Annotated in this window: 7 protein-coding genes; 5 read left to right on the top strand and 2 right to left on the bottom strand. The window is 37.6% G+C overall.

Annotated features, from left to right (window positions below):
* The first annotated feature begins 268 nt into the window (after positions 1-268).
* The 4 genes from VB796_RS01205 to VB796_RS01190 all read left to right on the top strand — a co-directional run bounded on the left by VB796_RS01205 (position 269) and on the right by VB796_RS01190 (position 11491).
* Complete coding sequence (locus tag VB796_RS01205) at positions 269-6769, top strand: Ig-like domain-containing protein (protein ID WP_323344682.1); 6501 nt, start codon at positions 269-271, stop codon at positions 6767-6769.
* Between the two features lie 184 nt (positions 6770-6953).
* Positions 6954-7871 carry a gliding motility-associated C-terminal domain-containing protein gene (locus tag VB796_RS01200; RefSeq protein ID WP_323344681.1) on the top strand — a complete coding sequence of 306 codons (918 nt, stop codon included), beginning with the start codon at positions 6954-6956 and terminating at the stop codon, positions 7869-7871.
* Positions 7872-8028: 157 nt separating this feature from the next.
* Positions 8029-10170 carry an Ig-like domain-containing protein gene (locus VB796_RS01195; RefSeq protein WP_323344680.1) on the top strand — a complete coding sequence of 714 codons (2142 nt, stop codon included), beginning with the start codon at positions 8029-8031 and terminating at the stop codon, positions 10168-10170.
* 352 nt (positions 10171-10522) lie between these two features.
* The gene (locus VB796_RS01190; protein ID WP_323344679.1) at positions 10523-11491 is read left to right on the top strand and encodes a type IX secretion system membrane protein PorP/SprF; all 969 of its coding nucleotides are present in this window, start codon (positions 10523-10525) and stop codon (positions 11489-11491) included.
* A gap of 238 nt (positions 11492-11729) precedes the next feature.
* Here the strand turns inward: VB796_RS01190 and VB796_RS01185 are convergent, their stop codons facing one another.
* Together VB796_RS01185 and VB796_RS01180 are read right to left on the bottom strand one after the other, a co-directional pair.
* Positions 11730-12050: a hypothetical protein gene (locus VB796_RS01185; RefSeq protein WP_323344678.1), complete on the bottom strand. Its 321-nt coding sequence runs from the start codon at positions 12048-12050 to the stop codon at positions 11730-11732.
* 72 nt (positions 12051-12122) lie between these two features.
* Positions 12123-13400 (bottom strand): asparagine synthetase B, encoded by a 1278-nt coding sequence (locus VB796_RS01180; RefSeq protein ID WP_323344677.1) that lies wholly within the window; start codon positions 13398-13400, stop codon positions 12123-12125.
* A 196-nt stretch (positions 13401-13596) separates the two neighbouring features.
* Between VB796_RS01180 and VB796_RS01175 the strand changes: the two genes are divergently transcribed.
* A complete protein-coding gene (locus tag VB796_RS01175; protein ID WP_323344676.1) occupies positions 13597-14787 on the top strand; it encodes an ATP-binding protein in 1191 nt (396 codons plus the stop codon).
* Positions 14788-14835: the final 48 nt, after the last annotated feature.

Genomic DNA, 14835 nt, shown 5'->3' with positions numbered 1-14835 from the left:
TTTGTGAGTTAGTGATTTGTAGGTTTCTATCAAATCACTAATTCTCAAATCAATTTTTTCCTCTCTAAATATTCATTAAAAAATTTAACATCTTTTCTTTTTGTGGATTTATGCAAGCGTTTTTAATAAATGCTATTTTATGAATTTGGGTAAAATCACTAATTCATAAATCATAATTCACAACTAAAACTGCATATCCAACACTTTTTCCTGCCAGATTAAAGTGGATATTTTATACAATTAGTAACAACCTAAACAATTCGTTCACATGAAAAAACTGCTATCAATGCTGTTCCCAGCTATGCTTCTCTTTTGGGGAGTCATTAGTTCCGCCCGGGCTCAGAGTGGTGCGCATCCCGTAGCAGCGGGGAAATTCGATGTGAGATTTACAGTCAAAAATGTTGATTGTTCTGTCTCACCCCAAATGCTCACCATTGCAGTACAAGTTCGGGCTACATCAATCGCCGACACCTTCCTGATGGGAGATGCCAACTATCGTTTTAGATTTAAGACTACTCAGTTAAGGCTTTTGGGTACTTCACCCACTTTTGCCACAAGTTTGGTAAGTCAAGAAAATTTTTCGGCAAAGGCTCCGTCAAGCGATTTTAATTATGGTTTTCAGAACCTAAACGGCTCTGGAGAAGGTCCTACGGAAGGGATAGTTTCGTTAAATACATTTTACTCTGGTTCAAATCAAGGAGCAAAATTAGTAGGAACATCATGGATGACAGTTGCCTGTATCAAATTTAACGTGGTGACAGGTAATAATTGCTTTGATTTAGTATGGGATGACGACAAGACATTCCCAGTAACAGGTATGAATGAGGTTTATGACATTTCAACTAACCCTGCTTTTGACTTTAAACAAGCCAATGTAGCGGCAGGTGGATATTTTGGAAATGTTAGTTCATGTATGACTACGTATTGTTCGCCCATTTTGGCAGTAAATGACATTAATATTACGCAGATTAATACAGCAGTTGGTGGTCAAGTTTTGACAAATGATATTGGTTCGGGATTAGTAGTAACAACAATTCCAGTGAGCAGTCCAATGAATGGTACGCTTGCTTTGAATGCTAATGGAACTTATACTTATACTCCGAATGCAAGTTTTACAGGTACAGATACATTCAAATATAAAGTATGCGATAACGTTACTCCTCAGAAATGTGATACTGCTTTGGTATCAATTACAGTTTTACCCAATCCTCCAATTGGTGGGGTAAATGCTCCACCAGTAGCAATGCCTGATGTAAATCAGACAACTGTGGGTATGCCTGTTTCTGGAAATCTTTTATCTAATGACTCTGACCCAAATGCGGGACAGACACTTACGGCAAGCACTACGCCTGTAAGTAGCCCTACCAATGGTACTGTAACTATTTTACCAAATGGAAGTTATACTTATACGCCAAGTTCAGGTTTTAGTGGACAAGATACTTTTACTTATAAAGTATGTGATAATGGTACGTCTCAGGCTTGTACTAATGCCACAGTTACGATTGATGTAACAGTAGATAATAATCCGACTACGGCAAATGATAAGCCGATTGCAGGCGATGATGTAGGAGTTACTCCTAAAAATACAGCTTTGACAAGTACGTTGTCTGGTAATGATTCAGACCCGAATGCTGGGCAAACATTAACTTATACAACCACACCAATTGCGGCTCCAACAAACGGAACAGTAACAATTACGCCAACGGGTGGTTATACTTATACGCCAAATACAGGATATTCAGGCCCTGATAAGTTTACGTATAAAGTATGTGATAATGGTACGCCTTCATTGTGCGATACGGCAACGGTATATTTAACGGTGTCTTCAGCTCCGAATAATTTACCAGTGATTACGCCTCCTGCCGTTACACCAACAACGCCAGAAGATGCAACAGCACCGATTACGATTTGTGTAACGTATTCAGATGCAGATGCAACTGATACTCACACACCAACTGTTTGTGGTACAAATAGCGGAACAACAACCATTGCAAGTACAAACCCTGTTACGAAGCAAGTATGTTTGAGCTACACACCAAATGCTAATTTTAGCGGAACAGACTCTATCTGTGTGAAAGTTTGTGATAATAGTGGAGGATGTACTACGTTGAAAATTCCAGTTACAGTAACACCTGTAAATGACCCTCCAGTATTAGTTCCAATGCAAATAACAATGCCTGAAGATTCAGCCGCAAAAACTATTTGTTTACCAATTACAGACCCAGATTTACCTGTTGAAACGCATATCGCAGGATTATGTGCTACGCCAAAATCTGGCTCAACGGCTACTGTTTTAGTAGATAACCTTACGCATGAAATTTGTGTAACTTATTCTCCAGCACTTAATTATGTTGGTCAAGATACTATTTGCGTAAGAGTTTGTGATGCCGCAGGTTTATGTACAAACGTATTGATTCCTGTAGTAGTGACACCAGTTGCAGATAGCCCAGTGGTTGCTCCAACTCCTCAAACAGTTGCAGAAGACGCTCCAACAACGGCGATGTGTTTACCAATATCAGACCCTGATAAAAATGATACACATACAGTAACCGTTTGTGGTGCTCCGATGAATGGAACAGCTACGCCAACAGTAAATAACACAACACATCAAGTATGCTTGAATTATAAGCCGAATGCTAATTACGTAGGAAAAGATTCAGTTTGTTTAACAATTTGTGATTCGTTCGGAAAGTGTTCAAATGTGATGGTGCCAATTACAGTTACACCAACACCTGACGCTCCAACTGTAATTGTTCCTCCGTTTACGATGCCAGAAGATTCTGCTTCAAAAACGGTATGTATGCCAATTACAGACCCAGATGCAGGAGATACACATACAATTACGCCATGTGCAACTCCTAAAAATGGAACAGTAACGACAACCATTAATAATACAACGCACACACTTTGTGTTACTTACACGCCTTTTACCAATTTCTTTGGTCAGGATACAGTTTGTGTAAAAGTTTGTGATGCTTCTGGTTTATGTACGGACGTGAAAATCCCTGTCACGGTAACATCTGTAAATGATAAACCATTGGCAATTAATGATGTTAATTTGACCAATAAAGCAACGCCAGTATCTGGTAATGTGTTGACAAATGACAAAGACCCTGATGCAGGACAAACTTTGACTGTTTCGACAACTCCAGTAACTGCTCCAGCTCATGGTACAGTGGCATTAGGTGTAAATGGTGCATATACTTATACGCCAAGTTTATTGTTTGTTGGTACAGATTCGTTTAAGTATAGAGTTTGTGATAACGGTACTCCTTCGCTTTGTGATACAGCAACGGTTGTTATTGAAGTAACTGACCCAATCGCAATTCCTGGTGTAAATAGAAACCCAGTGGCATTGAACGATAACGTTACTACGCTAACTGGAACACCAATTATTATTGCGGTAAAGGCAAACGATACAGACCCAGACGGTAATCCATTAGGAATGCCAACGCTTGTACCTACTTCTGCACCTACAAAAGGTACAGCAACGGTTAATCCAGATGGAACGGTAACTTATACACCAAACCCAACGGCAACAGGTACTGATACTTTCAAATATGTTGTTTGTGATAATGGTACGCCATCAAAATGTGATTCTGCCACTGTAACAATAGAGCTTACGCCTAAAAATACAGGTACAGGAACAGTAAACGAAGCTCCAATTGCAGTTGATGATAGTAAGCAAACATCTAAAAATGTACCAATTTCGGGTACAGTAGCTACCAATGATTCAGACCCTAATGCTGGTCAGACATTGACATTTACGCAATTAACAACTACTACTAATGGTACAATTACAGGTTTTAATCCAACAACTGGTGCTTATACTTATACACCAAATACCAATTTTGTTGGAACAGACCAATTTACCTATAAAGTATGTGATAATGGTTTGCCAAGTTTGTGTAGTAATGCTACTGTTTATTTGACAGTAACAAATACTAATTCGACAACACCAGTTATTGTTCCTCCAACAACAACGCCTACAATGCCTGAAGATGGAACGCCAATAACGATTTGTATGAATATTGTTGACCCAGATGCTGGTGATACTCATGCAGTGACACCTTGCGGTGCATTGAATGGAACAGTGACTTATAGCATTAATAATGCTTTAACTCCGCACCAAGTTTGTGCTACTTATACGCCAAATCCAAACTTTACAGGTACTGATTCTGTGTGTGTAAAAGTTTGTGATAATTATGGAAATTGTACTACCATCAAAGTTCCTGTAATAGTAACAGCAGTACCAGACCCTCCAGTGGTTACACCGCCAGCTCCAACTTCAGTACCTGAAGATGGAACAGTAACGGTATGTTTACCAATCACTGACCCTGATGCTAACGACACTCATACGGTTACTTTATGTGCAGCTCCTAAACATGGTTCAAGCAGTATCACGGTAAATAATAGCACAATACCTCATAAAATTTGTGTGACTTATACGCCACTTCCAAATTATACAGGACAAGATACTGTTTGTGTGAAAGTTTGTGATGCCGCTGGAAATTGTACAACAGTAAATGTTCCATTTGTGGTAACACCTGTAAATGATGCTCCAATTGCTACAAATGACTTGAACTCAACAACAGTTGGAGTTCCTGTTTCTGGTAGTGTATTGACAAATGATACTGACCCAGATGGTAATCCATTGACGGTAACTGGACCACTTGCTGGTAGTACACCAACAAAAGGAACAGTGGTAGTAATGCCAAATGGTACTTATACTTACACACCAAATGCAGGTGCTACTGGAACGGATACTTTCAGTTATCAAGTATGTGACAATGGAACGCCTTCATTGTGTGACACGGCAAAAGTAACCATCACAATTACTCAGCAATTAATGCCAGGTACAAACTTACCTCCAGTTGTCAATCCAGATGTGACGACAACACCAAAGGATAAGCCAGTTACTGTGAATGTATTGCCAAATGATGGTGACCCTGAAGGAACTCCATTACAGAAACCAACAATCACGACTCCTCCAACACAAGGAACTGTGGTTGTAAATCCTGATGGCTCGCTTACTTATACGCCAAATCCAGGTTCAACAGGTGAGGATGTTCTTGAATATGAAGTTTGTGATTCGGGTACTCCATCGGCTTGTAGTATGGCAAGTGTGGTTATATCTGTAACAGAACCAAATAATATTGTTAAAAATGAGCCACCAGTTGCTACAGATGACGCTAAAACGTTGAATAAAAATTCAACCGTTACTTCTTCTGTTTCTGCCAATGATGTTGACCCAGGTCAGACATTGACATATAGCAATACTTCAAATCCAACAAATGGTACAGTAACGTTCCTTCCAAATGGAACTTATACTTATATTCCAAATTCTGGATTTGTCGGTAATGATTCATTTACATACCAAGTTTGTGATTCTGGTACGCCAAGTTTATGTTCTAATGCAACGGCATATTTTACAGTGATAGACCCTCTTTTACCATTGCCTGTTAATACTTTACCAGTTGCTTTGGATGATAATTCGGCTACGCTAAAAGGTACTGCGGTAAGTATTCCTGTAAAAGTAAATGATACTTATTTGGCTGGTTTATTGGGTAATCCAACAGCGGTTACTAATCCTACAAATGGTACAGTGGTTACGAATGCGAATGGTACAATGACTTACACGCCAAATTCAACTTTTGTGGGTATAGATTCATACAAATATAAAGTTTGTGATGCTTCAAATACAGCAAAATGTGATACGGCTGTGGTGACAATCCTTGTGAAAGACCCTAATGCGTCTGTACCAGTAACAGTAAACAACCCTCCAGTTGCCATTGACGATTATAAATTGACAACTAAGAATACGCCTGTTTCATCAACAGTGGCTGCTAATGATAGTGACCCAGATGCTGGACAAGTGTTGACGTTTACTAAACTGACAAATCCAACAAATGGTAGTGTTACTTTCCAAACAAATGGTATGTACACTTATACGCCCAATGCCACATTTATCGGGACTGATATGTTTACGTATAAAGTTTGTGATAATGGAAGCCCAAGTTTATGTACTAATGCTACTGCATATATTACCGTGCTTGACCAACCATGTATTACGTTTGACTTTAAAGTATTGCTTGAAGGGCCATATAGTTCTTCTACTGGATTGATGAATACTGTTTTAAATCAACGTGGATTATTACCTGGACAAACTCCTGTTGGAAGCTTTGCAGTGCCAACAGTTGGCGGACAACCATTTAATCTTGCACCATTCAATTATGCTGGCGTAGAAGTAATGACTGCTTATGCAAGTACAGTTGTGGACTGGGTATTGGTATCGCTTCGTTCAGACTCAACTTTATTGGGTCAGGTATTTAAGGCAGCAGGTTTATTACATAATGACGGACACATTTCTTTCACAAATCCATGTTTTGTTGTACCAAATGGGTCATATTATGTAGTAGTAGAACATCGTAACCACATGGGTGTGATGTCGGCAACGAAAGTTCCTGTGACTTCTGGTAAAATAACTTATGACTTTACAGCAACACAAAGTTATCAATTGACAAACCCTCCATCATTCGGACAAAAAGCAGTTGGTAGCAAATTCGTAATGTTTGCAGGTGAAGGTATGAAAGCTACAATTAATGATAACTACGATGTCAACTTCAAAGATTCATTATTATGGAAATCTTTATCAGGAAGTTTTGATGTGTATTTATTGAGTGACTTCAACCTTGATGCAGATTCAAACTTTATGGATAACAGTTTGTGGAAAGCTAATAGCGGACGTTTCTCTGGTGTGTTACACTAAAAAAGAGAATAGTTGAAAGAGAATAATTAATAGTTTGTTGCAGAAGTCAGTATTTTACTGCAACGACTATTAACTATTCTCTATTAACTATTCATCAATCAAAAAATTGGCTTGGTATTTGCTTTCTTTATACCGACCATGAACTTTGTTCTCGAACCGCCAGAAGGCACAAAAATTAATGGACATGAACAAAAAAATTCTTTATATATTGGGGCTTTCCTTAATAGGTTCTCAGACCTTGAAAGCTCAAAGTGGTGTCTTCGATGTTAGAATCGCCACGAATAAATTAGACTGTGCCGCCAAAAAACTTTTGGTGGATGTACAGGTAAAAGCCCATGACGAAAAATCAAAATTCAAAATGGGTGATGCCAATTATCGCTTCACATACAATCCTTCAATTCTGAGTAATCCAACCCTCGAAAAACAAGGTTTTTTCTCTTCAAGAGGTGAGTCTTCAGACCCAAATTATGGTACTCATAATTTGAACGGAAGTGTTGCTCGAATGAAAGAAGGTATTGTTTCTTTGAATACTTTTTATGGTGGTTCGGGTGAAAATGCTACGGATGTCGGTACAGAATATATGACTGTATCAACGATAAGTTTCGACCTCGTTGATTTGAAATCAGCATTAGAAATTAACTGGAATGAAGGTGTTGGTAAGAGTTTTCCAGCAACGGGAATGAATGAAGTGAAATTTTCAAAAAATGCAGGTGGAGAGGTTGATTATCAATTGTATAACACAAATCCAACAGGAGCTTTTGAAAGTTTGAAACTTAATTTGGCTGAGACTTGCTCGGCAGATTCAAAACCCAATTCTAATAATGAAAGTTTCTTTATCCCAGAAGGATTTTCTCCAGACGGTGATGGTGTAAATGACATTTTTGAAATCAAAAATCCACAAGGAATAAATATGGGAGTTTCGATTTATGACCGTTTCGGAAAATTGGTTTATAAATCAGACGATTATAAAAATGATTGGGATGGAAAACCAAATCAAGAAGGATTTGATAACAGCCGTCCAATTGGTAGAGGTACTTATTATTACGCAGTAAAACGTGCTGATGGTGCAACTTTTACTCGATTTATGACTGTTAATTATTAAGAAATGAATAGTAAAATACTTTCCGAATGGGTTTCAAAACCTTTCGGAAAGTATTAAATCTGCCTTCGTAAACAATATTATTGAAGCTCAAAGCATATTGCTGATAGCCTAAAATTAGAAAAGCATATAGCTTAATTACAATTAAATACATACAAACATGAGAAAAGTTTTAGCCGCCACTTTAACTTGTCTGATAGTGTTGCTTTGGGCAATACCATCTTTTGCACAAACAACACCAGTGGGTAAATTTGATGTAAGACTCAAACTGAAAAGCAATGATTGCGTTGCTAAAAAGGTAGTCTTGCAAGTTCAAGTTAAAGCTCACGATGCCAACTCTACTTTTAAGTTAGGAGATGCCAATTTTAGATTTGATTATGACCCAACCGTTGTAATTAATCCTAAAAATATTAGTCAAGAAAATTTTTCAAATGCTGCTCCCGCAAGTGATGCCAACTATACAGCCCAAACGCTAACTGGTTCAAAAGTAAGTACCGATGGCACTCAAGGAATTGTGTCGTTGAATGTACTTTATTCGGGTAGCAACGCAGGAGCAAAACAAGTAGGTGTCGATTATATTACGGTTGCCTGTATTGAGTTTGATGTTATTAAGACTAATGGATGCGTTAATTTTGAATGGCATACCGACGATGTAGCAACGGATTTCCCGATTACGGGTATGAATGAAATCATTCAAACTTCAGCAGACCCTTACGACTATACCAATCCGTCAGTGCCAGCAGGGGGTGTTTTTGAAAACAATAATGTATGTTTCAATACGCTTTGTGTTCAAGCAGTTAATAAAGATTTGGCAACAACTGCCATGAATACGCCTGTTAGTGGTAATGTCCTTTCTAATGACACTCCAACGGGGACATTGACCGTTAAAATCTCTCCATTTCCAACGCCACTTCATGGAAGTTTGCAATTATCAACCAATGGAGCATATACTTATACGCCAACCACTGGTTATGTTGGAAAAGACTCAGTTCAATATGAAGCTTGTAATGCTGCAAATGTATGTGGAACAGCATGGTTAGTATTTACCGTGACTGGACCAAGTTTGGCAGTCAATAGAGATACTTATACAACACCAATCAACACACCAATTACGAGCAATGTTCTTACAAATGATACTCCTCCAGGTGGATTAACTGTTAAGATTTCACCATTCCCGACACCTTTACATGGTAGTTTGCAATTATCAACCAATGGAACATTTACTTACACGCCTTCAACAGGTTATGTAGGAAAAGACTCTATTCAATATGAAGCTTGTGATGCCAATAATAATTGTGCCAAAGCATGGGCAGTATTTACAATTACAGGCCCAGCTCCAGCGGTGAATCCTGACACGTATTCAACGAACGTAGGAATGCCAGTTTCGGGTAATGTATTGACAAATGACACACCAACAGGGGGATTAACTGTGAAAATTTTACCATTCCCAACACCTTTACATGGAAGTTTGCAATTATCAACCAACGGAGCATTTACCTATACGCCAACGGCTGGATATATCGGAAAAGATTCAATTCAATATGAAGCTTGTAACGGAAATAATGTTTGTGCAAAAGCATGGGTTGTATTTACGGTAAATGGAGCAACTCCTCCATCAGCTCAAGTTGATTTATCACTTATCAAAACAGTTAGTATCAAAAAAGCAGCGGTCGGAGATTTAATTACTTACACAATCTCTATCACCAATCAAAGTACAGCGACTGCCACAGGTGTAAGCGTAAAAGATTATATGCCTGCGGGAGTTTTATACAAAAGCTATGCTACCTCAACAGGTACTTATAGCAATGCTACGGGTATCTGGACGATTGGAAATATCTCTGGACAACAAACTATCAATTTAGTAATTACCGTACAAGCTCAAGGTGAAGGAACTTTCTTTAACCGTGCCGAAGTATGGACTTGTAATGAAACGGACGTAGATTCAAAACCTGCCAATACCTTACTGACTGGACAACCATCGAATCCAATTTTAGAAGATGATAACGCTTCTGCTTGTTTCTATGTGCCAATCGGATTGTGTACTGGTAGCGGAGATACTTATGAAATTTCAGTACCAACAGGTTATACTGGAATTCAATGGTATAAAAATGGAACACCAATGAACGGTGAAACTGGAACAACTTTGACAGTAACCACAGTGGGTAGTTATACATTCACAACCTTAGAAGGAACTTGTCCTGCGGGTGGTTGTTGCCCAGCAGAATTTGTACCAGTTGACTGTTGCAAACCTGCTTTGTGCGTACCTTATGCAGTAATGAAGACAAAAAGTGCAAAGAAATAATCTTTCAATTTGAAGATTCGTAGAAATAATGATTCGGAACTATCTACAATTTGTCGCAGAATAAAATTAGCCCACAGATTGTACTGATTCAACGGATTTACACGGATAAATTTAAAGAAAAATCAGTGTAAATCTGTTCTATCCGTGGTCTAATTTTGTCTTCCGACAAATAGTAGATAATTCCGTAATGATTTGACAAATTATGAATAATGAATCATAGTTTGTCAAATCTTTTTTTGTAAGTATTCCTTAAAAATTAGTTTATCTGGTAATGTAGTGATTAATAGTGAGTTATTGCACTAATACCCATTTTCTCCATTCTCCAATTTTACATTCTTTTCAAGCCGCCAACATGAAGAAGTTATATTTATCTATCGTCGCATTTCTCAGTATTTATACAGTACAGGCTCAACAAGAAGCCATGTATTCTCAGTATTTGTTCAATCCATTGGCAATTAATCCCGCCATGTCCTCTTCTACCAACGAAGCAACTACCAAAATAATTTACCGTAAAAAATTTATGGGTGGAGATTTTGAAGGCGACCCTCAAACTCAAACAGTAGTAGTAGATTTACCATTGAGTAACGAAAAAATGAACTTGGGTTTTCAATTGTATAATGACATTGCAGGAATTATAAAATCGACGGGTGGATATGGAATGTATAGCTACAAAGCTCAATTTAACGATGAATTGAGTTTGACGATGGGCATTCAAGCAGGAATTACCAATTATCGAGCAAACTTAACAAGTGTCCAATTAATTGACCCCAAAGACCCAAATTTTGGTCAAAATATCAATAAAGTATTGCCAAGTGTTGGAACAGGCATAAATCTATCAAATGGGCAATGGTTTGTTGCACTGTCTGTTCCTCAGATAATTAGAACAAATTTGAGTTTAGTTGAAAATCCAAATGCAACGTATAGTACGGCGAATTCTCGCTTTTTATTTGGAATGTTTGGGTATGATTTCCGATTGAATAAAGCCATTAAAATATCGCCAAATGTGTTAGCAAAAGTAGTGGAAAATGCTCCAGTAGCATTCGACTATAACTTGAAAGCAAGTTTTAACGACAAGTTTATTTTGGGAGGTTCGCTCAGAACTTCAAATGCAAAATTTAACGAAGTAAGTTTACAAACAAGATTGGGAGACGCATTTTTAGCTTTTACCGAAGTGCAAATTACACCAAAAATCCGTTTTGGATACGCTTATAATATTTCAACAACCAAAGGACAATACGACAGTGGTTCTCACGAAATCATGCTTTCATTTCGTTTCTTGAAAAATCAGGAAGAAATGATTGTTGACCCGAGATTTAAGTAAGGGATGTGGTATTTCGTCTTTGAACTAAGATTTGTTAGATTAAAGGATTCAATTTTTTTAATTTAGGGAAATTGTAAAAAATAACGTACCATATTTGGCTTGGACAAACTTCCCGAAAGTTTAAAACTTTCGGGAAGTTCAGCGGCGAATAGTTGGTACTTTTAATTTTACAATTTCCCTTATCATAAAATTTTGAATCCTTTAAATCTTAGTTCAGCTTATTAACCTTAGTGCAACCTTAAATTAATAAATCATCCGCTTTTACTCCTGCCATTCGCATAGCTTCGTATTCAACTTCTACAATAAATTCGGTTTCTTCTTGGGTAAATTCTTCATTGTCCCAATCCTTAAAAAACTGTTGCGTTTGTTCTTGAATATTATCCACGTTTTTTTCCAAACGTTTTATTAAGAAGTCCGTAAAACGGTCAACTTCTTTTCGCATTCTGATAACTGTTTGGGTAGGAGGAGGCACATCTTCATAATCTTCCAAGTCCTCTACTAAGAATTTTTCTTTGAGTTTATAGGCTTTTAATTGGGCAATGCGTTCTTGATTGGTCATTTGTTTTTTTTTACAAAGATAGGGTGTAAATCTTTAGGTCATAAGTCAGCAGGAATTATCCATCAATGAAATCTACGTTTTTCGTTTCTTTTTTCGAGCCGAAGGAAACAGAACGTTGTTTAAAATCAAACGATAACCTGGAGAATGAGGATGAATATTCAAATCGGTAGGAGTACGGTGAAAACCTTTTCTACCTTCTGGGTCGTGACCGCCATAAAACGCAAATTGTCCTCTGCCGACTTCCCCATAAATATAACGGTCTGAGGATTTGCTACTGCCCATAACCAACACATTGGGTTTTACGGTTTTTTTGTTAAAAGCCGTAGTTTGTCCCATAAATTCCCGAATCTGAAATTCGTGGTTTTGGGTTAATAATGCAGGAATAATATCCCATTTGGCAGAAAAATTAAATAAATTGAAATAGGTTTCGTTTTCGTCTTCGCTCCAACCGCCAAATCCTTTTCCTCCTACGGAAGAATTAATATTTGAAAATGACCTCATGCGTCTTTCGCCCGAATCATTACCTAATTCCAATAGAAAATCTCCGAAAGCTAAGGTTTTGCTAAAATCTAAATTTTGTTGAGCTTCTTTGTCGATGCCATTCCCGTCAAATTCGCTTGAAACAATGTCGATACCTTCGGCGGCGAGTGCTACGTCAATGGTTTCTGCTCCCGAACACATCGCAAATAAATACCCACCACCCGCACAAAAAGCTTTGATAGCTTTGGCGACTTCCAACTTTAAATCTGAATTTTTCTTGAATCCGAATTTCTTGGCGATATTCTCCTGAGCCTTAATGTCTTCGGGAGAAATACGCCAAAGATTTTTGCCGTATTGTCCCGTAAAATCTTCGTGGTGGAGGTGAAGCCAATCATATTTTACTAAATCGCCTCGCATGATTTCTTCGTCATAAACCACATCAAAAGGGATTTCTGCATATTTGAGAACCAATAAAACGGCATCGGTATCTTCAAAACTCGCTTTGCTGATTTTGATGGGAGAATACACCGCAATTTTGGCAGATTTTACCAAATTAATCGCATCCATATTGAGATTTGGGTCAGCAATATATTTGAGCAAAGCCACTTCATCGGCAGAAGAAATAACCTCATAAGTAACGCCCCGTACTCGACATTCCGTTTCTAATTCAGCCGTAAAATTCATTAAAAAACTGCCACCTTGATAATTGACAAGCCATTTTACCTCTTGGTCAGCTTTCAAAATCCAATAAGCAATTCCGTAGGCTTTGAGGTGATTAGCCTGTCTTTCATCCATCGGGATAAAGATAGAATTGGCATATATTTTACCAAAACCAAAAAGAAAAATCAGAAGCCAAAACCACTTTTTCATGGGCAAGATGGTTTGAGGGTGAGGTATTTATTGATATAAAAATAGGGATTTTATTTTGGAATTATCTACAAATTATCGCAAACTAAAATTCGACCACAGATTGTACAGATTCAACGGATTTAGTTGAGAATTATAGGAGAAATTGTTTTTACTCAATACATTTAGTAATTTTACTCAATACATTGAGTAAAATATTATGTTCGTAAAATCTGAAATATCAATTCTTCAAAAAAGAATGGTGGATAACCGTCGATTTATCCAAGTTATCATGGGACCTCGACAGGTTGGGAAAACTACAATGGTCAAACAATTGATTGCTCAATTGGAAGTGCCAACGGTTTTTGTGGCGGCTGATGGAGTGGCTTCTGCCAATAGTGTTTGGATTAGTCAGCAGTGGCAATCGGCTCGTTTTCAGTTGCTTAGTAGCGGAGCAGAAGAGTGTATTTTGATTATTGACGAAATTCAAAAAATTGATAACTGGGCAGAAGTTATCAAAATGGAATGGGATAAAGATAGTATTGAAAATAAAAATATTAAATTGGTTTTGTTGGGCTCAGCCCGACTATTATTGCAACGTGGATTGAGTGAATCTTTAGCAGGAAGGTTTGAAATTATCCAAATGACGCATTGGTCTTTTGCTGAAATGCAAGAAGCATTTGATTTTTCGGTAGAACAATTCGTTTATTTTGGAGGTTATCCAGGGGCTGCTTCGTTGATTGATGATGAAGAAAGATGGCGAGAATATGTTCTTCATAGTTTAATAGAAACAACACTTTCAAAGGATATTTTAATGATGAGTAGGGTTGATAAACCCTCACTGCTGAGACGATTGTTTGAATTAGGTTGTGGTTATTCGGGTCAAATATTATCAATGACAAAATTATTGGGACAACTTCAAGATGCAGGAAATACTACCACATTGTCGCATTATTTGGAATTATTAGATTCAGCAGGTTTATTGACTGGTCTTGAAAAGTACGCTCCTGATGTAGCCAGACAAAAAATGTCTATTCCCAAATGGCAAGTTCAAAATACAGCGTTCTCTTCTGTTTATAATCCATACAATTTTGAACAATCTAAGCAAAATCCAGATATTTGGGGACGTTGTGTGGAAACTGCGGTGGGTGTTCATTTAATTAGGTCGCAACGCTTACAACGAACAGAAGTAACTTATTGGCGTGAAGGGAATGATGAAATTGATTTTGTATTAAAAAAATCAAATAAAGTGATTGGTATCGAAGTGAAAAGTGGAAGGACGCAAAGTGCCAAAGGAATTATTGCATTTGAGAAGAAAGTTCGTCATGACAAAGTTTTATTAATTGGAAATAGTGGTATCCCTTGGCAAAACTTTTTGAAATCTGATGTCAATATATTATTTGAAATGTAAGAGAAAAATATCAGAGCTTTGGTAAAATAACAAATTGACAAAAGCTTA

The organism is Arcicella sp. LKC2W, from assembly GCF_034931005.1.
Lineage (GTDB): Bacteria > Bacteroidota > Bacteroidia > Cytophagales > Spirosomataceae > Arcicella.
This window is presented reverse-complemented; position numbering and strand designations above follow the sequence as displayed.

What these genes read in the sequence shown, in the direction of transcription:
- VB796_RS01205 (WP_323344682.1), top strand. Translation starts at nt 269, where the DNA reads ATGAAAAAACTGCTATCAATGCTGTTCCCAGCTATGCTTCTCTTTTGG.
- VB796_RS01200 (WP_323344681.1), top strand. Translation starts at nt 6,954, where the DNA reads ATGAACAAAAAAATTCTTTATATATTGGGGCTTTCCTTAATAGGTTCT.
- VB796_RS01195 (WP_323344680.1), top strand. Translation starts at nt 8,029, where the DNA reads ATGAGAAAAGTTTTAGCCGCCACTTTAACTTGTCTGATAGTGTTGCTT.
- VB796_RS01190 (WP_323344679.1), top strand. Translation starts at nt 10,523, where the DNA reads ATGAAGAAGTTATATTTATCTATCGTCGCATTTCTCAGTATTTATACA.
- VB796_RS01185 (WP_323344678.1), bottom strand. Translation starts at nt 12,050, where the DNA reads ATGACCAATCAAGAACGCATTGCCCAATTAAAAGCCTATAAACTCAAA.
- VB796_RS01180 (WP_323344677.1), bottom strand. Translation starts at nt 13,400, where the DNA reads ATGAAAAAGTGGTTTTGGCTTCTGATTTTTCTTTTTGGTTTTGGTAAA.
- VB796_RS01175 (WP_323344676.1), top strand. Translation starts at nt 13,597, where the DNA reads ATGTTCGTAAAATCTGAAATATCAATTCTTCAAAAAAGAATGGTGGAT.